Below are 26,214 nucleotides of genomic sequence, written 5' to 3'. Positions count from 1 at the left end.
TCCTGCGGCCCCCGGACCGGGGTGTGATACTTCGGAGATGAGCAGTTTCCCGACCGCGACGCCGACGCCCGGCCCCGACGACAGCTTCGGGGGCCGGGCGTTCGCGCCCCGCCCGGACGGCGTCGTGGTCGGAACGGGTATCGACGTCGTAGGCATCGCACGCCTGGCCGTGATGATCGAGCGCACCCCTGCCCTGCTGGATCGGCTGTTCACGCCGTCGGAGCGCGGACTGTCCGACGCCTCCCGCGCCGCCCGGGTCGCGGCCAAAGAGGCCGTGGGCAAGGCGCTCGGCGCTCCGGGGGACTTCTCCTGGCAGGACGTCACCGTCGAACGGACGCACGCGCGCCGCCCGTACCTGCGACTGCGCGGCGCGACGCTGCGCTCCGCCGAGTCCCAGGGGGTCGGACATCTGCACCTGTCGCTGTCCCACGACGGCGACATCGCCACGGCGATCGTGGTCGCCGAGCGCGAGGCACCGGCGTTCGACCGGCCCGCACAGAGCGCCACACCCGGCGACGAGGCCACCACCGTCGCCGTCGCCGACGACCGGATGCACCGATGATCAGCGGATACAGCGCGAAGGACATCCGAGACGCGGAAGCACCGCTGCTCGCCGCCGGTCAGCCGCTCATGCACCGAGCGGCCCGTGCCCTCGCCGGCCGGGTCGCCGAGCGCCTGCGCACCCCCGAGGAGCCGCATGTCCTGGTCCTCGCCGGCCGCGGCGCGAACGGCGGCGACGGGCTGCTCGCCGCCTCGATGCTGTGCCACGAGGGCGTGGTCGTCGACGTGATCGCCACCGGCGATGACCTCCACGGTCCCAGCGCTGATGCCCTTCGCGAGTCCGGTGGCACGATCCGTGACCTCGCCCAGACCTCCCTAGAGGACGTCGAAGCCCAGATCGCCGAGGCCGACCTGGTGCTCGATGCGATCGTCGGCCTCGGCGGTCGCCCCGAGATCCCCTCGGAACTCGCTGGGCTGCTGGATGCGGTGCGCACCAGTGGGGTCTCCGTCGTCGCCGTCGATATGCCGAGCTTCGTCGACGCCACCACCGGTCAGGCTGCTTCCGGAGCCCTCGGCGCGCAGGAGACCGTGACCTTCGGGGCCGTGAAAGCGGGCCTGCTGCTGCCCGGCGGCTCCGAGGTCGCCGGCCGGATCCGCCTCGTGGACATCGGCCTCGCGTCGCTGCTGCCGGCAGCGCCTGCCGTGCTGCGCCTGGAGGACGACGACGTCCACGATCTGTGGCCGCACCCTGACCATCACGCCACCAAGTACTCGCGCGGCGTGGTCGCCCTCGCCGCCGGCAGCCCCCGATACCCGGGCGCTGCGGTGCTCGCCGCCTCGGGGGCGGCCCGTGCCGGCGCGGGGATGGTCCGATGCCTCGCCCCGCAGAGCGTCCTGGACCTCGTCCTGCGCACCCGCCCCGAGGTCGTCGGCCACCCCACCGATACCGTCGATCTCGGCGCGGTCGGTCGCACCCACGCCCTCGTGGTCGGTCCCGGGCTCTCCGGTGAGGAACCTCGCACCCGCGCCGGCGTCGAACTCCTGAGCGCCGCCGACGCCGCCCTGGACTGTGGCGTGATCGACGCCGGCGGCCTCGACGCCGTCACCGCGCAGCACCGCTTCGGCGCCGATATCGTCCTCACTCCGCATCGCGGGGAAGCGGACCGGCTCGCTGCCCGCCTCGGCCTCGACGCGGACCTGCCCGGCCCCGAGCTCGCGGCAGCGCTCGCCGCTGCGACCGGGGCGACAGTCCTGCTCAAGGGGGCGATCACCGTGATCGCGCCCGGCGACGGCGGGCCGTTGCGCGCCCAGGGCGATGCCACGCCCCAGCTCGCCACCGCCGGCACCGGCGACGTCCTGGCCGGGGTGCTCGGTACCCTGCTCGCCGCGGGGCTTCCCGGTCCCGACGCCGCGGCGCTGGCATCGATCCTCCACGGCCGCGCGGGCAGGCTCGCGTCTCGGGATGGGAGGCTGCCACTGGTCGCCCTCGACGTCGCCGAGCACCTCCCGGAGGCGCTCGGGACTATCCTGGCGGGCGCCCTGCCGTGAACTTAGGAGCCCGATGACCATCCCGATCCCGGCCGAGGACCCTCGGCACGTGCCCAACCGGGCCGTGATCGACCCGTCGGCCATCACCCAGAACACTCGCACCCTGACCGGACTGCTCGAGGAGCACACGGCCCTGATGGCCGTGGTGAAGGCCGACGGCTATGGGCACGGAATGCTCAACGCGGCGCGCGCGGCGCTCGAGGGAGGCGCCACCTGGCTGGGCGTCGCCCACCCCGCGAGCGCACTGGCCCTTTCCCGCGCCGGCCTCGACGTGCACATCCTGACCTGGCTGTACGAGCCGCACACAGCCGCGACCGTGCTGCCCGACGTGCTCTCCGCCGGGATCGATGTGTCCGTCGGCTCCCCGGAGATGCTCGAGCTGGTCTCCGCAGCCGCCCGCCAGGCCGATCGTCGCGCCCGCGTGCACCTGAAGATCGACACCGGCATGGGTCGCAACGGCGTCCTGCCCTGGCAGATCCGGGAGATCGGCGCGGCCATGCGTGAGGACGACTTCATCCAGGTCGTCGCCGCATGGACCCACCTCACCAGCGCCGATGACCCCGCGGACCCGTCCACGGATCAGGAGGTCGACCTGTTCGATTCGGCGTGCGCAGCGCTCGCCGAGGAGGTCGGCCCCATCCCGCTGCAGCATCTCGCGAACTCCGCTGCCCTGCTGACCCGCCCGGACCTGCACCGCGACCTGGTGCGCCCCGGCATCGCGCTGTACGGCTACCCGCCGGTGGCGACCGACCTGCCGCTGCGCCCGGCGATGACCCTCACCAGCCGCCTGGCTCTGGTCAAGGAGGTCCCCGAAGGCCACAGCATCGGCTACGGCAGGATCCGCACCACCACCCGGGACACCCGCCTCGGCCTGGTCCCGATCGGATACGCCGACGGGTTGCACCGCGCCGGCAGCGATCACTGCCACGTGCTCGTGCGCACCGAATCCGGCGACCACCGCGCCCCGCAGGTCGGGCGCATCAGCATGGACCAGATCGTCATCGATCTGGGCCCGGACACCGACGCCCGCGCCGGTGACGAGGTCTTCCTCTTCGGCGACGCCGGGGGAGCACCCACCGGGCCCGCCGCGACGACGGCCGACGACTGGGCCCGGGCTGCCGGGACCATCCCCTACGAGATCCTCACCTCGGTCTCCGGCCGAGTCACCCGCGAGGTCCGCGCGTGAGCGCTCTCGTGCTCCGCACGGTCGACGCCGACGGCACCCGCGCTGCCGCGACGGCGATCGCAGAGGTGCTGCGGGCCGGTGACCTGCTGATCCTGGACGGGCCCCTCGGTGCCGGCAAGACCACCTTCACGCAGGGACTCGGTGCGGGCCTCGGGGTGCGCGGTCCGGTCGCCTCCCCGACCTTCGTCATCGAGCGGGTGCATCCGAGCCTGATCGGCGGCCCCGCCCTCGTGCACGTGGACGCCTATCGGCTCGGGGGAGGGGGCGACATCGACGACCTCGACCTCGAAGCGGACCTCGACCAGGCCGTCACCGTCGTCGAATGGGGGCGTGATCGGGTCGAGCACCTGGTCGATTCCTTCCTGCTGCTCGAGCTCGAACGTCCCGACCAGGTCGAGGATCCCGAGGATCCCGACGAGCCGCGCACCCTGCGCCTGAGCCCCAACGGGCCGCGCTGGGACGAGCGCGCGATCGAGCAGCTCGTCCTCGCGCTGGCGTCGCTCCACGGGACTGCCACGACCATCGAGGAGAACTGCTGATGCTGCTGGGAATCGATACCTCCGGAGCGGTGAGCGTCGCCGTCGCCCGGGGCACTCTCACCGGGCCCGCCCCGGAGATCCTCGTCGTGCGCGGCGATGACCGCTCCCGGCACCACGACGAGGTGCTGCTGGCACTCGTGGACGAGGCGATGCATGAGGTCGGCGCACAGCGCAGCGACCTCACCGGCATCGTCGTCGGCCGCGGCCCGGGGCCGTTCACCGGATTGCGGGTCGGCCTCGTCGCCGCGCGCAGCATCGCCGGGGTGCTGGATGTGCCGCTGTACGGACTCAGCTCCCTGGACGCCCTGGCCCACCAGGCCTTCGCGACCACCGACGCCGCCCCGGTCACGGTCGCCGTGGCGCTGGATGCCCGCCGCCGCGAGGTCTACCACGCGCGCTACCGGCGCCAGGCGGACGCTCGGGTGACGCGCGAGGCAGAGCCCGCCGTCGGCGCACCCGCAGACGTCGCCGCCGAGCTCACCGCCTGCGACCTGCTCGTCGGCTCCGGCACCACGCTGTACCCGGAGCTGCTGCCGGCGACCACTCAGCTCGTGCATGTCGACGCCGGGCACCTGATCCTCGCCGCCGCGCAGCTGACTGCGCAGGGCGCCGAGCTGGCCGACACGGATCCCATGTACCTGCGCGCGCCCGACGCCGCCAAGCCCACCGCTCGCAAGAGCACCCTGGGGCGCTGAGATGGTCGACGCCGGCGACGCGAGGGATTGGGCGCTGCGCCCCGCGACCCTCGACGACGTCGAGGAGATCGCCGTCGCCGAGCTCGAGCTGTTCCCCGACGAGGCCTGGAACGTGTTCCAGCTCGCCGCGGAGCTCGGGCACCCCGACCGCCGCTATGTGGTCGCCGCTCAGGGCGCGGACGCGAGCGGAAAACTGCTCGGCTACTCCGGGATCATGCTCGCCGGCGACCTGGCCGATCTGCACACCATCGGCACCCGTCGCGAGAGCGCGGGCATCGGTCGTGCGCTGCTGGCCTGGTGCGAGGAGCAGGCACGCCTCGGCGGCGCCTCCCGGATGCTGCTGGAGGTGCGCGAGGACAACGCACGGGCCCGCACGTTCTACGAGCGCTCCGGCTACCAGGAGATCGACCGTCGCACGGGCTACTACCGGATCCGCGGCCGACGGATCGACGCCCTGGTCATGCAGCGCGAGCTGTAGGTCACCTCCGCGCCGCGCCTCACAGGAAGTCGCGGACCTTCTGGAACACGTCCGGGTAGCGACTGGTCAGCCGGACCGTGCCGATCCGCAGCCCCACGAGGAAGGTGGCCGCGCCGAGCACGAGGGAGATCAGCCCGCCCACCAGCAGCAGGATGTCGCTGCCGATGATCAGACCCCAGATCGCCAGGATGATGGTCGGGATCTGCGGGACGAACACGGCGACCATCGCGATCGTCATCGTGAGCATCGCGTTGGCGCTCGAGGCGGACTTGTCCTTCATGGGGTTCGTGCCGGGAGGGGAGCTCGGGTACGGCAGGATCGCGCTGATCGCGACGGAGGAACCCCAGCCGCTGGCCATGGCTCCGAGAGACGCGAGCACGACCAGGGGGATGAGGTGCGCCATGCCGAAGAGCATCGGCAGGGCGACGGTGATCACCACGACCGGCGGCGCCATGAGCAGCGCGATCGCGGCGACGCGACCCAGTAGGTTCGCGCGCGCCGGAAGATTGGCGGTGATGTTCACCCATCCCGAGGGGCCGTCGAAACCGATCTCGTTGCACAGGCTGATCCCGCTGAGCCCGCACATGAAGACGACCATCACGAGCATCATCGGGCGGGACTCCGGCAGCACCAGCCCCATGGCCACCAAGAACACGATGATCAACGGGTAGATGCCGATCGCGGCCAGGTACCGGGTGTCGCGCCGCCAATAGCGCAGCGACTTCCCCAGCACAGCTCCGAAAGCGGTGGGCTTGACGAACCGGGGCACCAGGGCCGAGACCTTCGCGGCGCCGGAGGAAGCATCCCCGCTCAGGGCCGAGGTGAGGGACGCGGCGATCGAGCGTCGCCACCACATCCAGGTCGCCGCGATCGCGGCCGCGCCGATCAGGGCGCGCAGCACCGCCGGGAGCACCGCGCCCTCGGCGAGGTCCATCGGCACGGCGAAGAGTGCACCGAACGGGGTCCAGGCGACGATGTCGACCAGACGGGGGAGCCATTGGCGCAGGAGCTCGAAGTCCAGATCGCCGACCCGCTGGATGCTCAGGGAGAATCCGTAGATCGCCGCGAACATGACCATCATGGCGACGACGCCGCCGAGCTCGCGCCCGCTGCGGGAGGACGCGCGGCTCGCGGAGTGCGCGAACCAGGCGCGCGGCAGCAGCAGGCACAGCGCCATCCCCGCCAGGTTCGCGGGGATCAGCGCCACCACGGCCAGGGCGATCCATCCGGCGCCCTGTCCGAACAGCACCAGCCACAGCACCTCGAAGGCGGTGGCCGCGAGCACGGCGAGCAGGGTGAAGATGCTGGGGAGGCTGAGGGCGGCGGCGGCGAACATGCCGGGCTGCAGCTCCTTGGCGGAGCGCGGATACAGGGCGAAGGACCGCGGATCCAGGGAGTCGTCCAGACCGAAGGCCAGCACCGGGATCAGGAACCATGCCAGCACCGTGAAGGCGCCCAGGCCCCGGATGATCATCGGGAAGGTCTCGCCCTCGCCGGCCCACAGCGTGGTGCCCAGGAAGAGGGCCACCAGGCCCACGAGCCCGCCGGCGCCGTACAGCACTCCGATGGCGGTGCCGATGATCTTGCCGACGTTCTTGCGGTAGGACCGCTTCCACAGCGTCCACTTCAGCGTCAGCAGCAGTCGGACGAGGGACTTCTGGGAAACTTCGCCGTGGTGGACGTCGGCCGCCGAGGCGGTGGCGGCGTGCTCGCTGCTCAGGACTCCAACCACGACAGGCTCCCTTCCGCGACGTCGCCGCCGCCGACGAGGTCGATGAAGGTCTGCACCAGGCTGCCGCCCTGACGGACCTCGTCCAGCGTGCCCGCGGCCAGCAGCTCACCGTGAGCGATGATCGCGACGTGGCTGCACAGCCCCTCGACCAGCTCCATGACATGGCTGGACAGCACCACGGTGCCGCCGCCGGCGACGTAGGCGGTGAGGATCTTCCGGATCACCTGTGCGGAGACGGGGTCGACGGCCTCGAGCGGCTCGTCGAGCACGAGCATTCGCGGCGCGTGCAGGAGCGCACTGGCCAGGAGGATCTTCTTGGTCATGCCGGCGGAGTAGTCGACGACGAGCTTGCCGTCCTCCCCGGTGAGGTCGAAGGCTGCCAGCAGTGACTGGCTGCGCTCCTCGACGACGTCCGCCTCCATGCCTCGGATCAGGCCGACATAGGTCAGCAGCTCGCGGCCGGTGAGACGGTCGAAGGTGCGCATGCCGTCGGCGAGGACCCCGAGCCGCGCCTTGGCCGCCTCGGGCTCAGCCCACATATCCGTGCCGAGCACATGCGCGGTACCGCCATCGGGCCGCAGGAGGCCGGTGGCCATCGAGAGGGTGGTGGTCTTGCCGGCGCCGTTGGGGCCGACCATCCCGTAGAACGAGCCCTGGGGCACATCCAGGGAGATCCCGTGCACCACCTCGGTCTTGGCGAAGGACTTGCGCAGGCCGCGGATCGACAGTGCCGTGCGGTCCGGCACCGCGGCGCCCGCCGTGACCGGGGCGGCTGCTCCGTCGGCCCACGCTCCCGTCGGCGAGCCGGCCGACTGCGAGATGGGGCCGGACGCGAGGTCGACGTGGCCGGTCGATGTCGTCTCTGCAGGCAGTGACGAGCCGGGCGTGTCGGAGGAGGGCGACGAGTGCGGGTCGAGGGAGTGCATGAGGTCACGCTATCGAGAGAGCGGACGGCAATTTACCGTCCGACGGCGACGCCCGGGCAGACCTTCGTCGGTGCGGGGAATCGTGCAGGTCGTCAGCGGGATCGGACTAGGATGCCCGAGAGCCGTCCTGGCCCCGTTGGAAGAAGGAGTCCCATGTCGAAGCTGCGCCCCACCCCGCGGGCATCCGGCCTCGCGCCGGAAGTCGAGGAGATCCCGCTCGGCATCCGCCGGCTCGCGGCGTGGTCCTGGCGGATCATCATCATCGCCGCCGCCTCGGTGCTGATCCTCTACGGTCTGCGGGAGATCAGCGGCATCGTGATCCCGGTGCTCCTCGCGATCCTCCTCGCGGTGCTGCTGACTCCGATCGTCAAGGTTCTGACCCGCTACACGTTCCTCGGCCGGGCGGCGGCCAGCGGCGTCGCCCTGCTCGGACTGCTCCTGGTGATCGCGGGCATGTTCACCCTCGCCGGGCGGCAGCTGATCGCGCAGTTCGGCGATATCCAGGACAAGGCCGTCACCGGTTTCCAGTCCGTGACGACCTGGGCGACCACGACCTTCAAGCTCGATGACTCGATGATTCAGCCCGCGATCGACGAGGGGGTCACGAAGCTGCAGGAGAACGCGGACACCGTGCTCAACTCGGCGCTCAGCACCGCTGCCGTGGTCGGAAATCTCGCCACCGGCATCGTGATCATGCTGTTCACGCTGTTCTTCCTACTCTCGAGCGGCCCGACCATCTGGCGGTGGGCGGTGGGCCTGATGCCGCCGGATGCCCGCCCCGGAACCCATGAAGCGTTCCGTCGCGGCTGGAAGGCGCTGTCGGCCTACGTGCGCACCCAGATCCTGGTGGCCGCCGTCGACGCCGTCGGTATCTCCATCGGCATGGTCGCGCTCGGCCTCGGCTCCTATGCCGTGCCGATCTGGCTTCTGGTCTTCCTGTTCTCCTTCATCCCACTGGTCGGCGCCATCGCGTCGGGCATCCTCGCGGTGCTGCTCGTGCTGGTGCTGCAGAACTGGATCTTCGCGCTGATCATGCTGGGCATCGTCCTGCTGGTCCAGCAGCTGGAGGGCAATGTGCTCCAGCCGTTCCTCATGGGCAAAGCCGTGGAGCTCCACCCGCTCGCCGTGTTCCTGGGCGTCGCCGGGGGCGCGATGGTCGCCGGCATCCCGGGCGCCCTGTTCGCGATCCCGCTGATCGCCTTCGTCAATGCGACGCTGCTGTACATCGTCGGCCGCGACCCCAGCCCCGAGCTGGGTCAGGATTCGACGGCTGCGGACCACTTCGCCGCACTCGGCGGGGGAGGTCGCAAGCACGCAATGGCGACCGCGACGGCGAACTCCGAGGACGTCCCTGCCACCCCGGCCGGCTCGCCGTCCAGCAGGGCAGCATCGGCCGATCCGGCTGCCATGGAGGAATCGGCATCCTCGGGAAGCTCGCCCGCGGAACCGACATCATCCCAGGACGGGGACGCTCCACCCTCGAAGCCTGCCCAGGAGTGAACGGCGTCGACGTCCCGATCAGGGACGTCCACGCCGCACGCGGCGGGCCCTGCGGGCCCGTCACCGCACGAGAGAGGCCCCCGATCCGGCATCAGCCGGAAAGGGGGCCTCTCTCGCACTACCAGCGGCGCTGCGCTCACAGGCGCCGAGCGCCCGCTGCTCACGGATCGTACGGCTTGGCCTTGAGGATCTCGATCGGGAACGACTTGCCGTTCGGTGCGGTGTAGTCGACCGAGTCGCCCACCTTCGAGCCGTGGATCGCGCTGCCCAGCGGCGACTCGGTGGAGTACACCTCGAGGTCGGCGTTCTCGGCGATCTCGCGGTTGCCGAGCAGGAACGTCCGGTCCTTGCCGGCCATGCTGATGACGACGACCATGCCGGGTTCGACGACGCCGTCGTCCTTCGGGGACTCGCCCACCACGGCGTTCTTCAACAGGCGCTGGAGGTCGGCGATGCGCGACTCCATCTTCCCCTGCTCCTCGCGGGCGGCGTGGTAGCCACCGTTCTCCTTGAGGTCGCCTTCGTCGCGCGCGGCAGCGATGCGCTCCGCGATCTCGGTACGGCCGGGCCCTTCGAACTCAGCGAGCTCCTTGGCCAGGCGGTCGTACGCGTCCTGGGTGAGCCAGGCGCCATTCGGCTGGCTGCTCATGGGTTCACTCCTGTCGTCTTCGGTCGTGCGCATCGGGAGATCAGTCAAGAGCCCCTTATACGCGAATCACGGGGCACATGTCCTCATGCGCCCCGTGTGCGGGTGATGATCACCGGCTCGTCGCCGGTTTCGGGATACCTTACACCGCACAATTCCTTGTTCCCGGGAGGTTCGCGAGGATTTCGCGGTCCGATGAATCGGCGGGTGTGTGAGGGGGTTCCCCGGTCAGAGCGGGTCGCAGCCCAGCACCTCCGCAGAGACGGCGTCGCCCTGCGTGGAGATCTCGACGTGGTGCGCGCTCTGGCGGGTGGACTGCGCCGCGATGGTGGTCTCGACGAATCCGACCTGGGCGCGGCCCTTGTTCATGGCCTGGATCCGGCAGGTGGCCTCGGTGCCGGGATCCATCGTCACCATGTAGTCGACGGCGATCACGTGGTCGGAGAGGTGGTCGTACCCGATCATCTCGGATCTGATGCCCGGGCTCGCGACCCAGTAGCCGACGACGGCGACCACGGCGAGGAACACGGCAGCCGTGAGGGCCATCAGGACGCGCGCGGTGCGCTTCGAGAGCCGCGGTGCGCCATACCGATCCGCCGGGCGCTGCAGGGTGCCGTTCATGGTGCCAGTGTTCCAGACCTCGACCAGGGGCTCTCCCAGGACCGGCTCAGGGCCCGGGAGGCCCCCATCACGTCAGCAGGACAGGGAGCGGGAGGCACCGGGAGTCCTCAGCCCAGGTGGCGTAGGATCGGGCGCTGGTGAGGCACTTCCGGACAGTGCTCGCACCGGTCCCGGGGTGCCTCGTCCCCGTTCTGTTGCTTCCGAGGAGTACCGTGCCCGCCCAGCTGCCCGCCCTTGACGAAACCCTGCGGATGGTGGCCGTCCACGCGCACCCGGACGACGAGTCCTCCAAGGGTGCCGGCTCGACCGCACGCTATGCCCGTGAGGGCGCCCAGGTCACTGTCATCACCTGCACCGGTGGTGAACGCGGTGACGTGCTCAATCCCCGACTGCGCGACGATCCCACCCTCACCCCGCAGGACCTCCCGGCTGTGCGTCGCCGCGAGATGGCCAGGGCGCAGGAGATCCTCGGCGTGGACCACGAGTGGCTCGGCTTCGTGGATTCGGGCCTGCCTGAAGGCGATCCGCTGCCGCCGCTGCCGGCCGGGAGCTTCGCGACGCTGCCCGTCGAGGAGGCCGCGAAGCCGCTGGTGGAGGTCGTGCGCAGGCTGCGCCCGCATGTGATGACCACGTACGACGAGAACGGCGGCTACCCGCACCCGGACCACGTCCAGACCAACCGGATCAGCGTGGCGGCCTTCGACCTCGCCGCGGATCCGACCTTCGCGCCCGAGCTCGGGGAGCCCTGGGAGATCGCCAAGCTCTACTACATCAACGGCTTCCACCGGCAGCGGTTCTCCGCGGTCGCCCGCCACCTGCGAGGTGCCGGGAACCCGAACGAGGAGCTCGAGCAGATGCTGCAGCGCTTCGACGAGGGGACGGACCGGCTCCTCACCACGCGGATCGACGTGCGCGACTACCTCGGGGTGCGCGACGATGCTCTGCGCGCGCATGCCACGCAGGTGGACCCCGACGGCCCGTTCTTCCGGATCACGCACGACGTCGAGAGCGCCGTCTGGGGCACCGAGGACTACGAGCTGCACATCTCCCGCATCGGCGTGAAGCTGCCCGAGACCGACCTGTTCGCCGGCCTGCGCCACGAGCACCTCGGAGCGCGATCGTGATCGGCGCGGGACGGGTCCCCGCGCTCGGCATCGCCGGTGACGTGCTGGCCGAGCCGTTCCCTTCGGACAATGGCGGGTTCACCTCGGTCTCCGTCTCTCCAGGCCTGCCCGGATTCTTCGCGATGTTCATCCTTGCGGTGGCCATCGTGCTGCTGCTGCTGGACATGACCCGTCGCACCCGTCGGGTCCAGGCGCGCGCGCAGGTGCGCGAGCGGATGGAGGCCGAAGAGGCGGAGAAGGCAGCGGCGGAGAACGCCGACGACACCGAGAAGGCTGCCGACGACACCGAGAAGGCTGAGGACGCAGAGCGCAAGGCCGCCTCCGCTCCCGGTGACCAGGGCGCCGGGGAGGGAGCCGCCGCGGGCGGCTCGGTGACCGATGCGGATTCTCCGTCGGCGCCGGATCCGTCGGCCGATGACGACTCCGGTCCCGACGACACCGACCCCCCCGACGACACCGACCCCGGGGCCGACACCCACCGCTGAGTATGAGTCGGGCTCGACCGAGCGAGCATCGCGGCCAACAGGTCCACCCGCGCCCCGAACTGCCGGTCTCTGGCGAGCGTCGTCAGACGACGGCCGTCGCGACCGCCGCGAAGTGACAGCCGAAGCCGATGAGCGTGCCGGCGTGGAAGATCTCGTGGAACCCGAACCAGGCCGGTGACGGGTTCGGCTTCTTGAGCGCATAGACGATCGCGCCGGCCGTGTAGGCGACGCCGCCGATGGCGAGCAGCCAGACCACGGGCCAACCGCCCGTGGCGTGCAGCGCCGGCATGTAGAAGACTGCCACCCAGCCCAGCGCGATGTACGCGGGCACGTAGAGCCAGCGCGGAGCGCCGGTCCAGAACAGGCGGAAGCACACGCCGATCAGGGCGCCACCCCACGCGATCCCGAGCAGGGTCAGGGACTGCCGTGGAGCCAGCAGGGCGATCGCGATCGGCGTGTAGGTGCCCGCGATGATCAAGAAGATGTTGGCGTGGTCGAACCGGCGCAGCATGATCGCGTGCTGCGGCGACCAGGTGCCGCGGTGGTAGACGGCGCTGACACCGAACAGCATCCCGGCGGTGAGCACGAACACGGCACAGGCGAGCCGGATCGCGAAGGTCTCCCCGAAGGCGACCAGCAGCAGGCCGGCCACGAGCGAGGTCGGGAACGCGATCAGGTGCAGGACGCCACGCAGCCGGGGCTTGGGCAGCTGCAGGCCGAGCTGTGTGGCGCGCGCGGCCATCGCTCGGGTCAGGCTCCTGGGCGCGAAGGGGTGGGTCTGCGCGGTGGGGATGTCGTCATCGCCCAGGGTGTCCGGGGTGGCGCCCACGGTGCGCGGGGCGCCCGACTCCGCCACAGCCTCCACCGCCTCACGCAGCGCCGAGTCCTGGAGCCCGGAGGCCTCGGGAGCCTCGGGGGAGGCGCCGGCCGGATCGGGTGCGGCTGCGGGGCGGGGAATGGCCTCGGGGGTCGTGTTCGAGGAGCTCTGCGAGTCCTCGCGGCGGGAGCCGGTAGTCATGCCAGAATCTTAACCTACGCATCCGTAACTTAGCGGTGGGGCACTGTGACGATCCGGTGAGGATTGCACGGAAGCGTCCGGCTCGCAGCTCGGCATCATCGATAATGGCTGGGTGGGGCATGGCACGTCGGGTCGTGCGGCGCGCGCCGCACAGACCGGAGTGCAGCACGGCAGCGAGTGCCTACGACATATTCGACGTGACGAGGGGAGGCTGCGATGGACGACGACGGCCTTCTCTACCGCGTCTACGAGCGCCGGCTCACGAAGGAGCTCGAGGTCTTCGAGCTCCCACAGCATCTCGGGGTCATCGTCGACGGCAACCGCCGCTGGGCGAAGGAGGCGGGGGAGTCCACCGAGCACGGCCATCGCGTCGGCGCCGCGAAGATCGTCGAGTTCCTCTCCTGGTGCGAGGACCTGCGGATCCCACTGGTCACCGTGTGGATGCTGTCCACTGACAACCTGAGCCGGCCGCGCGAGGAGCTGACGGCGCTCTACGAGATCATCGCCTCCACGGTCGAGCAGATCGCCGAAGCGGGCTATCGCGTGCGCCTGACCGGCACCGCCGAAGCCCTGCCCGCCGACGTCCGCGCCGGCATCGCCCGCCTCCAGGAGCAGGCGGCACCGGAGTCGGAGCTGACGGTCAACGTCGCCATCGGCTACGGAGGGCGCGAGGAGATCGTCGACGCCGTGCAGGAGCTGGTGCGCGACCTCGGCCAGAAGGGTCGCAGCCCGGAGGAGATCGCTGCGGCGATCAGCGTCGAATCGATCACCGAGCACCTCTACACCCGCGGGCAGCCGGATCCCGATCTGATCATCCGCACCTCGGGCGAGCAGCGGCTCTCGGGCTTCCTGCTCTGGCAGTCGGTGCACTCGGAGTACTGGTTCTGCGAGACCTACTGGCCGGGCTTCCGGCGTATCGACCTGCTGCGAGCCCTGCGCGACTTCTGCCGACGCGAGCGCCGCTTCGGCGCGTGAGCGTCCGCTGCCCGCTGCCCGCCGCGTGCTGTGTGCAGACTTCCGCGATCCGCGCGCCGTGTGCGCGCGCATCGGAGTCGACCGCGCCACGTGCCTCCCACGCCGGGCCTGTGAGCGGTGGCACACTGGCGCCACCGGGGCGTCGGCAGAACTCCCGGTGACGATCGGGTGAACGTCGAGCCCGCCGACGGCGGGACGCGCCCGACAACGGGTGAGGACAGGGCTAAGGTCCAGGCATCCGCGCGATTTCGGGAGGCTCCGATGTACGAGACGACCACTGCCCGCGAGACGATGCCCGCTGATGAGGGCATCGCAGGCACCGGCACGAACACCGGGTCGGGGGTGATCGGTGCTCCGAATCCGGATGGTTCGCCCGTGGTGCCGTCGCTGCGACCAGGCAACGCACAACAGGTGCTGGCGGACATCGAGACCGGCGTGATCACCTATGTGCTGGACACCTCGGTGCTGCTGTCCGATCCGCTGTCCCTGCACCGCTTCGCCGAGCACGACATCGTGCTGCCGATCGTGGTGGTCACCGAGCTGGAGGCCAAGCGCCACCACCCTGACCTGGGCTACTTCGCCCGTCAGGCACTGCGCCTGCTCGACGACCTGCGCGAGCAGCACGGCAACCTCTCGGTGCCGCTGCCGATCGGCAAGGACGGCGGCCACGTCCACGTCGAGCTGAACCATATGAGCGCCGCATCGCTGCCCGACGGGTTCCGGCTCGGGGACAACGACACCCGGATCCTCGCGGTCGCCAAGAACCTGCAGCTCGAGGGCAAGCACGTCGTGCTCGTCTCCAAGGACCTGCCGATGCGCATCAAGGCGTCCGCCTCCGGTCTCCACGCCGAGGAGTACCGGGCCGAGCTCGCCCGCGACCGCGGGTACACCGGGATGGTCACCACCACGGTCGACGAGCAGACCATGACGGACCTCTACGACGGCCAGACGGTCGAGATCCCGGAGATCGCCCATCAGCCCGTGCACACGGGACTGACCATCACCAGCCCCCGCGGTTCGGCACTGGCCAGGGTCACCCGCGACCGGAAGGCGACCCTGGTCCAGGGCGATCAGACCGCCTTCGGGGTCTCAGGCCGCTCCGCGGAGCAGCGCGTGGCGATCGACCTCCTCCAGGACGAGTCCATCGGTATCGTCTCGCTCGGCGGCCGGGCCGGCACCGGCAAGAGCGCGCTCGCCCTGTGCGCGGGTCTCGAGGCGGTCCTCGAGCGGCGCACCCAGCGCCGGATCATGGTGTTCAGGCCCTTGTTCGCCGTGGGCGGCCAGGAGCTCGGCTTCCTGCCCGGCGACCAGGGGGAGAAGATGGGGCCCTGGGGTCAGGCGGTGTTCGACACGCTCGGCTCGATGGTCTCCCAGAACGTCATCGACGAGGTCCTCTCGCGCGGCATGCTCGAAGTGCTCCCGCTGACCCACATCCGCGGCCGCTCCCTGCACGACGCCTTCGTGATCGTCGACGAGGCGCAGTCCCTGGAGCGCAACGTGCTGCTGACCATGCTCTCCCGCATCGGCCAGAACTCCCGGGTGGTGCTCACCCATGACGTCGCCCAGCGCGACAACCTGCGCATCGGCCGCTACGACGGCGTCGCGTCCGTGGTCGAGGCCCTCAAGGAGAAGGAGCTGTTCGCCCACGTGACCCTGCAGCGCTCCGAGCGCTCCAAGGTCGCCGAGCTCGTCACCCACGTGCTGGACGAACCGGTGTTCTGAGGCGACGACGGCGTTCTGGCCAGGGACGGTGTTCCGGCCAGGGACGGTGCGGGTTGGGCTGGGCCTGCTGGGCCAGGTCTGGCCTGCTGGGCCTGCCGGCCTGCCGGCCTGCTGGGCCTGGTCGGCCTGCCGGGCCTGGTCGGCCTGCCGGGCCTGTTGGGCCTGCTGGGCCTGGTCGGGACGGGTCAGGTCCGATGGGTCCGAGTACCTGCTGGTGCTGCAACGGATCCGGTGGCGCTGTGCCAGCAAGGTGGCGCCTATATGGCGGTGCCTGCTCGCAGCACGCCAGTGGATGGGACGGGCACGCGCTGGGCGGGCCCGTCGGCTGCGGTCGGCCAGGTCGATGCGGCCGTCCCTCCACAACGGGCCTGTATCCACCGCCGCGGTACGGCCGGTGATGCTGGTGCGGCATCGGTGGTCGGATCAGGTCCATGCAGATCACAGGTATCCGCCACAAGACGCTAGTCACCGCGGACAGGACATCCCGACGGACTGTCGAGCGTTGGCTGCGCAAGGGCAGCGTGAGCAGTGTCCAGCCCTGGTACATCACACCGGAGGCACCACCCGACGTCGTCGCCCTCCTCCGCCTCGGCGTGCGGCCCACCTGCTTGGATGCCGCCTCGCTGCACGGGCTGTGGACTCCTCCTCACACTGGGACGCACGTCTACCGCCCGCGACTGATTGACCCCGGGCCCGAGCTCGAGGAGGCTCGTATCATCCCGGTTCGACGGCGCAACGGGAAGATCGCGCCTCAGGGCACACTGCAGCCGGTGATTCTGCACGGCTCTGCGATGCGGAGGTGGCCGGACCACGACCCGGTGCCGGATCTCGAACTGGTCCTCGCGCACGCCGGGCGCTGCCTTCCGACGGTGAAGGCTGCGGTGCTCTTCGAGTCCGCGCTGCACCTCGGAGTGCTCCGACGGCGTGAGGTCGACCGGATCGTTGCGGCGCTCCCCCAGAGGACCCGTCGTCCGCTCTCCCGGATCAGAGCGGATGCCGAATCGGGGACCGAGACGACGGTGCGCTGGTGGTTGGAGTCGCGCGGGTTCCCCGTCCGCTCCCAGGTGTACTTCCCTGATGGGAGGCGTCGTATGGACCTGCTGGTCGGCAAGAGCTGGGTGATCGAATGCGACAGCCGCGAGTTCCATGATGATCCCCTGAGCTACGACCAGGATCGGGAGCGCGATCTTTCCTTGACCGTCCGGGGCTACCTGGTGACCAGGCTGTCCTGGGAGCAGGTCTTCCTGCGCTGGAACGACACCGAGCAGATGCTGCTCGCGATCCTCCGCCGTGGCGAGCATCGCAGACCTCCTGTTGCCGGGCAGGTGCCCACGGGAACCGAGAGCATTCGCGACCCGGACATCCTCAGGGCGTGAAGGACGGCGGAGCCGGAACGAGGCGGAGGCGTCCGTGCATGCTGGACTGCGCGGATCGAGGCGGGAGCCGCCTGGGCGAAGGCGACATGAGCGAGCAGCTGGGACAGGGCAGGGAGCGCGAAGGGCGCGAGCAGGACGATCCACATGCCCCCGCCGAAGTCCCTGGTGTGCAATCGAGGCCAGGACTGAGGCGAGACGTCGTCGAGTCCGGGTCAGGGGAACAGTTCATCGCATCCACTGGCGTCCTACGAGCAGGGGCTGCCCCTACGACCCGGCCTTCCTCGCGGACCGCCAGTGGATGCGACGGCCCCGCCCTGGCACGGCCCTGCCCTGGCTCGGCCCTGTACTGGCACGGCCCTGCCCTGGCTCGGCCCTGCCCTGGCTCAGCCCTGCCCTGGCTCGGCCCCGGCCCGGCCCTGCCTCCGGTTCGACCCCGCGTTCGGCCCCGTCCACGGGCCTTCACGAACCACGGTTGGGGCCGACGGCGGGAGCGCGCGACGGGCGCCCCACCGGTCGGTGGGGCGCCCTGCGGGAGTTCCAGGCTGGTCGGTCAGGCCTTGGGTGCGGTCATGGAGAGAACGTCCAATGCCTCGTCCAGCTGCTCTTCGGTGAGTTCGCCGCGCTCGACGAAGCCCAGTGCGATGGTCGCCTCCCGCACGGAGATCCGCTCGGCGACCGAGTGCTTGGCGATCTTCGCGGCGCTCTCGTAGCCGATCAGCTTGTTCAGCGGGGTCACGATCGAGGGGGAGGCCTCGGCGTAGAAACGGGCCTTCTCCTCGTTGGCGACCAGGCCGTCGACGGTCTTGTCGGCCAGCACCGTGCTGGCGTTGGCGAGCAGGCGGATCGACTCCAGCAGGCTGGTGCCCATCAGCGGGATCTGGACGTTGAGCTCGAAGGAGCCCTGAGCGCCGCCCCAGGCGATGGCCGCATCGTTGCCCACGATCTTCGCGCACACCATCAGCACTGCCTCGGGGATGACGGGATTGACCTTGCCCGGCATGATCGAGGAGCCCGGCTGGAGGTCGGGGATCGCGATCTCGCCCAGGCCGGTGTTCGGGCCCGAGCCCATCCAGCGCAGGTCATTGCAGATCTTGGTCAGCGACACGGCGATGGTGCGCAGCGCGCCGGACATCTCGACCAGACCGTCACGGGCGGACTGCGCCTCGAAGTGGTTGCGGGCCTCGGTCAGTGGCAGGCCGGTCTGCTCGGCGAGGTTCGCGATGACCTTCTGCGGGAAACCGGCGGGGGTGTTGATCCCGGTGCCGACGGCGGTGCCGCCCTGGGGGACCTCGGCGGTGCGGGGCAGAGCCGCCTCGACGCGCTCGATGCCGTAGCGGATCGCGGCGGCGTAGCCGCCGAACTCCTGACCGAGGGTGACGGGGGTGGCGTCCATGAGGTGGGTGCGCCCGGACTTCACGACGGCCTTCCACGCCTCGGCCTTCGTCTCGAGCGACTCGGCGAGGTGAGCGAGGGCGGGCAGCAGCTTCTCGACGACGCCCGCGGTCACGGCCACGTGCACGGACGTGGGGAAGACGTCGTTGGAGGACTGCGAGCAGTTCACGTGGTCGTTGGGATGGACCTCGAGGTTCTCGCCGGAGGCGAGGGTCGCGAGGACCTCGTTCATGTTCATGTTCGAGCTGGTGCCGGAGCCGGTCTGGTAGGTGTCGACGGGGAACTGGTCGTCGTGGTCACCGGCGATGACGGCATCGGCGGCGGTGACGATCGCTTCGGCGATGGCGCTGTCCAGTACGCCGAGATCCTGGTTGGCGCGCGCGGCGGCCTTCTTCACCTGCGCGAGGGCGTGGATGTGCGCGGCCTCCAGGCCCTGCCCGGAGATCGGGAAGTTCTGCACCGCACGCTGAGTCTGCGCCCGATACAGAGCGGAGGCAGGAACGCGCACCTCACCCATGGTGTCGTGCTCGATGCGGTAGCCGTCCTGCTCGACGGCGGGCGTGGTCTGGGACATTGATGCCTCCCTAGGAATTGTCGTGCGGTGATGGTCAGTACGCAGGGTGGGTCTGTGGGGCCGCGAGCGGCTCACGCTCAGGTGAGCTCGTGGCTCCACGGGGGATTCGCGCCGGCACGAGAGACTGTGATGGCGGCCAGTGCCGCGGCCCTGCGCAGCACGAAGGCGACGTCGTCCGACGGGATCGCTGCCAGCTGATCCCGGCGCTCCGCGCCCAGCAGCTCCTTCGCGGCCAGTGCGTCGAGGATGCCGGCGGAGAAGGTGTCCCCGGCGCCGACCGTGTCGACCGCCTCGATGGTGACCGGGGAGACCTGCACGCGGCCGGAGCCGGCGAAGCCGACAGCGCCCTCGTCGCCGCGGGTCATCACCGTCAGGGCCGGTCCGCGCTCGCGCCAGGACGCCACGACATCTTCGACGTCCTCGGTGCCGTACAGCCAGGCCACGTCCTCGTCGGATGCCTTGACGACGTCGCTGAGCGCGATGATCTCCTCGACCTGTTCGCGCACCCGCACCGGGTCACCCATCAACGTGGGGCGAGCGTTGGGGTCATAGCTGATGGTCGAGTGCTCGCGGTGACCTCGCAGCACGTCCACGACGGTCGCTGCCCCGGGCGCGAGGACCGCGGCGATCGACGAGGTGTGCACCGCGTCGATCTGCTCCGGGAGGCCCGCGGGGTCCGGGTCCCACACCAGGTCGAAGGTGTAGGTGGCGGCGCCGGAGGCATCGAGCACGGCCTGCGCCGTCGAGGTCGCGGCATCGACCGTGCTCCCCGGCGTCAGGGAGACGTCCGATTCTGCGAGGTGCGCACGGATCGCGTCGCCTCGGGAGTCGGGGCCGATGCGGGTGAGCAGGTGGGCATCGTGGCCGAGGCGGCTGAGCGCCACGGCCACGTTCAGAGGGGAGCCGCCAGGATGCTCTCGACGAGCGCCGTCGGCGTCGACGACGATGTCGGTGAGTGCTTCTCCGGCGATGAGGAATGTCGCGTTCACCGCTCGATCATTGCAGGTTTCCCCGATCAGGGCGAACGACGTGAACCGGGGCACGCCGAGAGGTGTCGGGCGCACTGTGCGACAAGACTCCGCGGACCCTGGGAGCACGGCGCCCGGGCAGCGGGGACAATGGCGGCATGCACGCCCCCCACGACCAGACCCCTGACGCTCCGGCGACACCGGAGACGATGGAGACGCCGGACTCCTCGGAGACGGTGACGCCGGACCCCGCGGAGACGCCGGAGATGTCGGAGCCGACTGCGGAGCCGCGACCGCAGCCGAAGTCGGCCTACGAGCTGCCGTCGAAGAAGAACACTGTGCTGCGCAACATGCTGTGGGCACTCGCCCTGACGATGGCGGTGGTGATCGTGATCGGGATCGCGTTCTTCGGGGTGGGCAGCAGCAACGACCGTGAGCCCTTGGAGAACTCCGCGCTGGACGTGGCCGAGAGCGCCGAGCGTGCGCAGCAGGTGGCGGGCTTCCCGGTGGCGGCGCCGCCACCGGCCGCAGGGTGGTCGGAACGCTCGGCGCGTTTCACCGACGGCGACTCCCCGCGCTGGCAGGTGGAGTACACCTCCCCGCAGGACAGCCTCGTGACGCTCACGGAAGAGACCGAGGTCAGTGCCCCGATGGTGTCGTCGGCCCTCCCGGGGACGGTCGTCGAGGAGGAGCTGGATATCGAGGGCACGCCGTGCCAGGTTCTCAGCGGCGGTGAAGGAGGGGCGGCCAGGCTGGGTGTCTCCTGCCAGGGAGAGGACTTCGGCCTCCTCGTGCACGGCGATACCGATCGTGAGGAGCTGCTGACTCTCATGGAAGCCGCGCTCACCGATGTGCGGGAGAGCGCCCGCAGTTGACCCGCGACCGGGTCGACCGGGCCCGGCGCATCCCGCAGCGGTGAGACGGCTTCGGTCGCTCAGTCGCCCATTTGTCCAGTCGCACTGCTGCCCGGCCGTCGAAGCGTTCAGCCGCTCGACCTCTCAGCCGTTCACCCTCTCAGCCGTTCAATCGCCCTGACGGCGTGCACCCACGGCCTCGTCCAGGCGTTCACGGGCGCCGTCGAGCCACTGCTGGCAGCGACGGGCGAGCATCTCGCCGCGTTCCCACTGACCGATCGAGTCCTCCAGGCCCCCCTGCCCGGATTCCAGGCGGCGCACCACCTCGACCAGCTGGTCTCGGGCGGCCTCGTAGGACAGCTCGGCGATGTCCGGTGGCAGCTGCGTATCCTCGGCAGGGGTGACCTCGGGGGTGTCCGGGGCGGTGGCGTCGTCGGGCGTCGTGGTCATGGGAGCTCCTTGCGAGAATGGTCGGGGTGGGGCGGTGGCGTGTAGGGGTCGGTATCGACATGCTGGGCACCGAAGCGACCACCGGCGACCCGCACCGAGAGCGCGTCGCCGACGGCGGTCTCCTCAGGGGTGCGCACAATGGCGCCGTCGGCCGCCTGCACCACGGCGTATCCGCGCTCCAGGGTCGCCAGCGGGCTGAGCGAGCGGACCTGACGACCGAGGTGGTCCACCTCATCGGCCGCACGGTCCAGACGGGCGCCCACCAGGGTGCGTGCCAGAGCTATCCGGGAGCGGATGTCGTCGGCGCGGCCGGCGAGGATCGTCGAGGGATTCTCCAGCACCGGACGTGAGCGCATCGCGTCCAGGGCGGACTGCTCGCGTTCGAGTCGTGACCGGATCGCGGAGCGCAGGCGGGTTCGGCCCAGGTCGAGCTGCTCGAACTCGGCCTGGATGTCCGGTACCACCCGCTTGGCGGCGTCGGTGGGGGTGGAGGCGCGCGCGTCCGCCGCGAGGTCGATCAGCGGGGTGTCCACCTCATGGCCGATCGCGGAGACGATCGGGGTGCTCGCGGCCGCGACCAGGCGGGTCAGCTGCTCGTCGGAGAACGGCAGCAGGTCCTCGAGGGAGCCGCCACCACGGGAGATGATGATGACGTCGACCTCCTCGCGCTCGTCGAGCTCGCGCAGCGCTGCGGAGACCTCTCGCACCGCCTTGGTGCCCTGGACCGCGACCTCGCGGATCTCGAACTCCACAGCGGGCCAGCGGCGCCGGGCGTTGACGACCACATCGCGCTCCGCGGCGGATTCGCGCCCGCAGATCAGTCCCACCACGCGCGGCAGGAAGGGCAGCGGCTGCTTGCGCGCGGCGGCGAACAGCCCCTCGGCGGCCAGGACGCGCTTGAGCTGCTCGAGCCGGGCGAGCAGCTCGCCCAGTCCGACGGGGCGGATGTCATCGGCTTCGAGCTGCAACGTGCCGCGCTTGGTCCAGAACGACGGTTTGGCGTGGACCACCACGCGGGCCCCCGCAACGGGTTCGATCGGCAGGCTGCGCAGCACGTGCTCGCGGATCGGGACCGAGAAGGACATGTCCACGTCGATGTCGCGCAGGGTCATGAAGCTCAATCCGGCACCCGGTCGACGATTGAGCTGGACGATCTCGCCCTCGACCCACAAGGGCGACATGCGTGCGACGTACTCACCGACCTTCACCGACAGCTGCCGCAGCGGCCAGGGGTTCTCCGCTGTGGTCAGCGCGGCGGTGGGGGCCGGGGCCGGTCGCGGCGTCTCGGCGCCGCCCGCATCCTGCGCAGAGGTGGTCTCGCTCATGGGGGCCACTCTGGCACGACCGGAGGACAGCTCGCGTGCACTCGCGGTATCGGGGACGAATGCCCCCTGGGGAGGAAGGGTCGTGGCGGCGGACGTGACGGCACCCGCTGCGTACCGGCGCCCGCCCGAGTGATGCGTCTGTGGAGGTGTGGTGAGTCTTGCCGCACGTCCCTGCCGTATTCGCTGCGGGCCTCCTACGATGGAGGGGTGAGCAACGGAACCGTCCTTCTTGCCGAACCGCGCGGCTACTGCGCGGGAGTCGATCGGGCTGTGGTCGCCGTCGAACGGGCCCTCGAGCACTTCGACGAGACGATCTATGTGCGCCACGAGATCGTGCACAACAAGTTCGTGGTCGACCGTCTGAAGGCGAAGGGCGCCGTGTTCGTCGAGGAGGTCGACGAGGTCCCCGAGGGGGCGCTCGTGATCTTCTCCGCCCATGGCATCTCGCCGAAGGTGCGGGAGATGGCCGAGGAGCGCAACCTGCGCACCATCGACGCGACCTGCCCGCTGGTGACCAAGGTCCACAAGGAGGCCGTGCGCTTCGCCCGCCAGGACTACGACATCCTGCTGGTGGGTCACGAGGGTCACGAGGAGGTCGAGGGCACCGCCGGTGAAGCTCCCGAGCACGTGCAGATCGTCAACTCTCCTGACGACGTCGGCTCGGTGACGGTGCGTGATCCCGAGAAGGTCGTCTGGCTCTCCCAGACCACCCTCAGCGTCGACGAGACGATGGAGACCGTGGACCGACTGCGCGAACGCTTCCCGACCCTGCAGGCGCCGCCGAGCGACGATATCTGCTATGCCACCCAGAACCGGCAGGTCGCGATCAAGAAGATCGCCCCGGACGCAGATCTGGTGCTCGTGGTCGGCTCGCCGAACTCCTCGAACTCCGTGCGGTTGATGGAGGTGGCGCTGGAGGCCGGCGCCAAGGCCTCCCACCGCATCGATTCCGTCTCCGAGCTGCGCGACGAGTGGTTCGAAGGCGTCACCACGGTCGGGGTGACCTCCGGGGCCTCCGTGCCGGAGATCCTGGTCCAGGAGCTGCTGGCCGAGCTGGAGAAGCGTGGCCTCGGTGACGTGCAGCCGGTGCGCACCGCGACCGAGGACCTCATGTTCTCCCTGCCCCGTGAACTGCGGCAGTCGATGAAGGAGCGCGGCGAGACCGATCGTCGACAGCGTCCCACGGGTCACCACGCGACCGCAGAATCCTGAGCCGGCTCCCCTCGGGGTCCACGTCTTCGGAGGCGGCGTGGCCCGCCCGGTGGCCACCTGCCGAGGGGAAGATGAGCACCTGGTGAACAGCAAATAAAGTTGCAATCGGGCGCAGCTTCGCAAGGAAACTTGCATCTACGGTGGGGTCATGACGTTCACCGATCGCGTGCAGGAGCAGCGCTCACGGCTCACCCAGGGTGACCGCACCCTGCTCGACGAGATCCTCGCCCATCCCTCTGAGGCGCCCCTGTGGCGAGGGGAGGACCTCGCCCGACGGGCCGGGGTGCACCCCGCCGCCGCCACGCGCCTGGCCCAGCGCCTCGGATACGGCGGCTACCTGCAGCTGCGCGAGGACCTCCGTGCCGACCACAACCGCCGGTTGCTCGGCTCCGGTGACCGCTTCCGTACCGAGCGCCGCGATCGCGGCGAGCAGGGCACCCTCGATGCCCTCGTCGACAGTGAACTGCACTCCCTGGCGGCCATCGCCCGCCATGTCGAGCAGCGGCAGATCGACGATGCCGCCGATCGCATCGTCGCCGCCCGCCGGGTCTTCGTCTTCGGACGGGGAAACGCGACCATTCTCGCCGAGCTCCTGGACCGCCGTCTGCGCCGCTTCGGCATCCCTACCGTGAACCTCACCGGCAGTGGCCGCGACGTCGCCGAGCGCATCGTCCCGATGCAGGAGGACGACCTGCTGCTCGCCGTCGCCTTCCGTCGGGCGCCCCGTGACCTGGGGCCACTGCTCGGCCACACCCGCGCTGTCGGGGCGACCTCGCTGCTGGTCACCGATACCTTGCACCTGCTGGAACCTGCCCCGTCCGTGGTGCTCTCCGCGCCTCGCGGCGACCAGCAGGGATTCGCCTCCCTCGCCGTTCCCATGACGATCGTCAATGCGATCGTCCTGGCCAGCGCCCAGCGCCACCCCGACGTCACCTTGCCCGCTCTCGACCGGCTCGACGACCTGCTGACCACCTTCGACTGACCGTTTCTCGTCCGAGGCGGCAACCACGCCGATCCCGGACGATCCGCGCAGCACCCCGCCCGACACCCATCTCGCACCGCAGGACAGCCCTGCCCGGGCCACCCCTGCCCTGAACTCACCAGGAGAACCGCCATGCGCACCACCCGCCGCCAGTTCCAGCTCACCGCCGCCGCCTCGTTGCCGGTCATGTTCGGCCTCGTCGCCTGCGGAGGCGGCGCCCCCGACACCGGCAGTCAGGACATCGCCCAGGGAGGGGCCGACGAGGCCGCCGCCGAGCTCGACGGACTCAGCCACGAGGAGCTTGTCGAGCGCGCGACCGAAGAGGGGCAGGTCACGGTCTATTCCTTCACCTCTCGGATCGCGCAGCTCGAGGAGGAGTTCGAGAAGGCCTATCCAGGCATCGACCTGATCGGCCATGACATCTCCGCGACCGAGCAGATCACGCGTCTGGCTGCCGAGGCCGAGGCCGGCGCCCCGTCGGCCGACGTCGCCTACATCTCCGATGCTCCGGTGGTCCTCACCGAGCTGCTCGAGACCGGCGTGCTCACCAACTACGTGCCCGAGCGGGTGGTCGATACGGTGCCCGAGGAGCTGCGCGAACCGCTTCTGGCCAACCGCCTGTCCACCAAGATCCTCATGTACAACGAGGAGACTTACCCCGACGGCAGCCCCATCACCAACCTGTGGCAGCTGACCGACGAGGAGTGGAACGGCAAAGTCGTCGCCGTGGACCCCTCCGTGCGCGGTGATTACCTCGACCTGATGACCGAGATCGTGCTGCAGTCCGACGCGATGGCCGAGGCCCACGAGGAGCACTACGGCGCCTCGGTCGCGCTCGACGACGACGTCGCCAGCGCCGGCGAGCAGTTCCTGAAGAACCTCTACGCCAACGGTCTCGTGCTCGTCGACGACACCGACAACGTCAACGCCGCCGTCGGCGCGACCGGACAGGACGCCCCGCCCGTCGGCTTCACCTCCTACTCCGACCGCCGCGACAACGAGGAGGAGGGGTGGGCGCTGCAGGCCTCTCTGGGCACGACTCCTGCCGTCGGTATCACTTTCCCGGCGTATCTCGGGCTGGTCACGGGCGGCCAGCACCCGGCCGCGGCACGCCTGGTCATCGACTTCCTGATGGGCGATGACTCCGAGACGGGCGGTGCCGCCTACGAGCCGTTCTACGTCGCCGGCGACTACCCGGTGCGCACGGACATGGCCACCCCGCCCGACGCTGCTCCGCTCGAGGACCTCGGAGCCTGGAACATCGACCCTGTCGCCACCGCAGAGATTCGCCGCGAGGTCGCCGACTTCCTCCTCACCCTCGGCTGATCCGCTCGGTCGGTGCCCGTCGTCGCTGCTGCGCGCGCCGAACAGTCGGCCACCGGGCA

General features: G+C 70.3%; 25 protein-coding genes. 16 read left to right on the top strand and 9 right to left on the bottom strand.

All coding sequences use genetic code 11. From position 1 onward, the window contains the following. Positions 1-37: 37 nt before the first annotated feature. Genes INT51_RS01120 through INT51_RS01095 form a run of 6 tightly spaced genes read left to right on the top strand, consistent with a single transcriptional unit; the run spans position 38 to position 4,947 of the window. Positions 38-562, top strand: coding sequence for a holo-ACP synthase (locus INT51_RS01120; RefSeq protein ID WP_193103350.1), 525 nt, complete (start codon positions 38-40; stop codon positions 560-562). Next, complete coding sequence (locus INT51_RS01115; protein ID WP_193103349.1) at positions 559-2,049, top strand: NAD(P)H-hydrate dehydratase; 1,491 nt, start codon at positions 559-561, stop codon at positions 2,047-2,049. The genes INT51_RS01120 and INT51_RS01115 overlap by 4 nt, the downstream gene beginning before the upstream one ends. A 13-nt stretch (positions 2,050-2,062) precedes the next feature. After that, positions 2,063-3,235, top strand: a complete 1,173-nt coding sequence (gene alr / locus INT51_RS01110; protein WP_193103348.1) for an alanine racemase — start codon at positions 2,063-2,065, stop codon at positions 3,233-3,235. Beyond that, a complete protein-coding gene (gene tsaE, locus INT51_RS01105) occupies positions 3,232-3,774 on the top strand; it encodes a tRNA (adenosine(37)-N6)-threonylcarbamoyltransferase complex ATPase subunit type 1 TsaE (protein WP_193103347.1) in 543 nt (180 codons plus the stop codon). Before alr ends, tsaE begins: the two co-directional genes overlap by 4 nt. Next, positions 3,774-4,469 carry a tRNA (adenosine(37)-N6)-threonylcarbamoyltransferase complex dimerization subunit type 1 TsaB gene (tsaB, locus tag INT51_RS01100; protein WP_193103346.1) on the top strand — a complete coding sequence of 232 codons (696 nt, stop codon included), beginning with the start codon at positions 3,774-3,776 and terminating at the stop codon, positions 4,467-4,469. The genes tsaE and tsaB overlap by 1 nt, the downstream gene beginning before the upstream one ends. A 1-nt stretch (position 4,470) precedes the next feature. Further along, complete coding sequence (locus INT51_RS01095; protein WP_193103345.1) at positions 4,471-4,947, top strand: GNAT family N-acetyltransferase; 477 nt, start codon at positions 4,471-4,473, stop codon at positions 4,945-4,947. Between the two features lie 19 nt (positions 4,948-4,966). Here INT51_RS01095 and INT51_RS01090 read toward each other — a convergent pair whose 3' ends face one another. Beyond that, positions 4,967-6,679, bottom strand: a complete 1,713-nt coding sequence (locus INT51_RS01090) for a hypothetical protein (protein ID WP_193103344.1) — start codon at positions 6,677-6,679, stop codon at positions 4,967-4,969. Then, complete coding sequence (locus tag INT51_RS01085) at positions 6,664-7,605, bottom strand: ABC transporter ATP-binding protein (protein ID WP_226831808.1); 942 nt, start codon at positions 7,603-7,605, stop codon at positions 6,664-6,666. The genes INT51_RS01090 and INT51_RS01085 overlap by 16 nt, the downstream gene beginning before the upstream one ends. A 153-nt stretch (positions 7,606-7,758) precedes the next feature. Here INT51_RS01085 and INT51_RS01080 point away from each other — a divergent pair, with 153 nt between their 5' ends. Beyond that, entirely contained in the window at positions 7,759-9,105 is a 1,347-nt protein-coding gene (locus tag INT51_RS01080; RefSeq protein WP_193103343.1) for an AI-2E family transporter, read from the top strand. Positions 9,106-9,265: 160 nt separating this feature from the next. On the opposite strand, the gene greA is transcribed toward INT51_RS01080, so the two are convergent. Both greA and INT51_RS01070 read right to left on the bottom strand, forming a co-directional pair. Next, a complete protein-coding gene (gene greA / locus INT51_RS01075; RefSeq protein ID WP_193103342.1) occupies positions 9,266-9,754 on the bottom strand; it encodes a transcription elongation factor GreA in 489 nt (162 codons plus the stop codon). 225 nt (positions 9,755-9,979) lie between these two features. Further along, positions 9,980-10,372, bottom strand: a complete 393-nt coding sequence (locus INT51_RS01070; RefSeq protein ID WP_193103341.1) for a DUF4307 domain-containing protein — start codon at positions 10,370-10,372, stop codon at positions 9,980-9,982. Positions 10,373-10,584: 212 nt separating this feature from the next. On the opposite strand from INT51_RS01070, the gene mca reads away from it, so the two are divergent. After that, complete coding sequence (gene mca, locus INT51_RS01065) at positions 10,585-11,496, top strand: mycothiol conjugate amidase Mca (protein WP_193103340.1); 912 nt, start codon at positions 10,585-10,587, stop codon at positions 11,494-11,496. After that, positions 11,493-11,981, top strand: coding sequence for a hypothetical protein (locus INT51_RS01060; protein ID WP_193103339.1), 489 nt, complete (start codon positions 11,493-11,495; stop codon positions 11,979-11,981). Before mca ends, INT51_RS01060 begins: the two co-directional genes overlap by 4 nt. A gap of 82 nt (positions 11,982-12,063) precedes the next feature. Here INT51_RS01060 and INT51_RS01055 read toward each other — a convergent pair whose 3' ends face one another. Next, positions 12,064-12,999, bottom strand: a complete 936-nt coding sequence (locus INT51_RS01055; protein ID WP_193103338.1) for a hemolysin III family protein — start codon at positions 12,997-12,999, stop codon at positions 12,064-12,066. A 216-nt stretch (positions 13,000-13,215) separates the two neighbouring features. Here INT51_RS01055 and INT51_RS01050 point away from each other — a divergent pair, with 216 nt between their 5' ends. From INT51_RS01050 to INT51_RS01040, 3 genes are all read left to right on the top strand, one after another. Further along, a complete protein-coding gene (locus tag INT51_RS01050) occupies positions 13,216-13,974 on the top strand; it encodes an isoprenyl transferase (protein ID WP_193103337.1) in 759 nt (252 codons plus the stop codon). Positions 13,975-14,235: 261 nt separating this feature from the next. Beyond that, entirely contained in the window at positions 14,236-15,696 is a 1,461-nt protein-coding gene (locus INT51_RS01045) for a PhoH family protein (protein WP_226831807.1), read from the top strand. A 431-nt stretch (positions 15,697-16,127) separates the two neighbouring features. Next, positions 16,128-17,072, top strand: coding sequence for a hypothetical protein (locus INT51_RS01040; protein WP_226831806.1), 945 nt, complete (start codon positions 16,128-16,130; stop codon positions 17,070-17,072). Between the two features lie 550 nt (positions 17,073-17,622). Here INT51_RS01040 and INT51_RS01035 read toward each other — a convergent pair. Both INT51_RS01035 and INT51_RS01030 read right to left on the bottom strand, forming a co-directional pair. After that, positions 17,623-19,038, bottom strand: a complete 1,416-nt coding sequence (locus INT51_RS01035) for an aspartate ammonia-lyase (RefSeq protein ID WP_193103336.1) — start codon at positions 19,036-19,038, stop codon at positions 17,623-17,625. A 77-nt stretch (positions 19,039-19,115) separates the two neighbouring features. Continuing rightward, positions 19,116-20,027, bottom strand: coding sequence for a carbohydrate kinase (locus INT51_RS01030; protein WP_304502040.1), 912 nt, complete (start codon positions 20,025-20,027; stop codon positions 19,116-19,118). A 137-nt stretch (positions 20,028-20,164) separates the two neighbouring features. Here INT51_RS01030 and INT51_RS01025 point away from each other — a divergent pair, with 137 nt between their 5' ends. Beyond that, complete coding sequence (locus tag INT51_RS01025; protein WP_193103335.1) at positions 20,165-20,881, top strand: DUF4245 family protein; 717 nt, start codon at positions 20,165-20,167, stop codon at positions 20,879-20,881. A 147-nt stretch (positions 20,882-21,028) separates the two neighbouring features. On the opposite strand, the gene INT51_RS01020 is transcribed toward INT51_RS01025, so the two are convergent. Together INT51_RS01020 and xseA are read right to left on the bottom strand one after the other, a co-directional pair. After that, positions 21,029-21,310 carry an exodeoxyribonuclease VII small subunit gene (locus tag INT51_RS01020; protein ID WP_193103334.1) on the bottom strand — a complete coding sequence of 94 codons (282 nt, stop codon included), beginning with the start codon at positions 21,308-21,310 and terminating at the stop codon, positions 21,029-21,031. After that, positions 21,307-22,635 carry an exodeoxyribonuclease VII large subunit gene (xseA, locus tag INT51_RS01015; protein WP_193103333.1) on the bottom strand — a complete coding sequence of 443 codons (1,329 nt, stop codon included), beginning with the start codon at positions 22,633-22,635 and terminating at the stop codon, positions 21,307-21,309. The genes INT51_RS01020 and xseA overlap by 4 nt, the downstream gene beginning before the upstream one ends. Positions 22,636-22,842: 207 nt before the next feature. On the opposite strand from xseA, the gene INT51_RS01010 reads away from it, so the two are divergent. From INT51_RS01010 to INT51_RS01000, 3 genes are all read left to right on the top strand, one after another. After that, positions 22,843-23,847, top strand: a complete 1,005-nt coding sequence (locus INT51_RS01010; RefSeq protein WP_193103332.1) for a 4-hydroxy-3-methylbut-2-enyl diphosphate reductase — start codon at positions 22,843-22,845, stop codon at positions 23,845-23,847. 148 nt (positions 23,848-23,995) lie between these two features. Next, entirely contained in the window at positions 23,996-24,829 is an 834-nt protein-coding gene (locus tag INT51_RS01005) for a MurR/RpiR family transcriptional regulator (protein ID WP_193103331.1), read from the top strand. Positions 24,830-24,961: 132 nt separating this feature from the next. Then, on the top strand, positions 24,962-26,155 hold the full coding sequence (locus tag INT51_RS01000; protein ID WP_193103330.1) for an ABC transporter substrate-binding protein: 1,194 nt from the start codon (positions 24,962-24,964) through the stop codon (positions 26,153-26,155). Positions 26,156-26,214: the final 59 nt, after the last annotated feature.

It is taken from the genome of Brachybacterium sp. FME24, assembly GCF_014897705.1.
Lineage (GTDB): Bacteria > Actinomycetota > Actinomycetes > Actinomycetales > Dermabacteraceae > Brachybacterium.
Note: the sequence above shows the minus strand (reverse complement) of the source record. Positions and strands in the feature narration are given on the sequence as shown.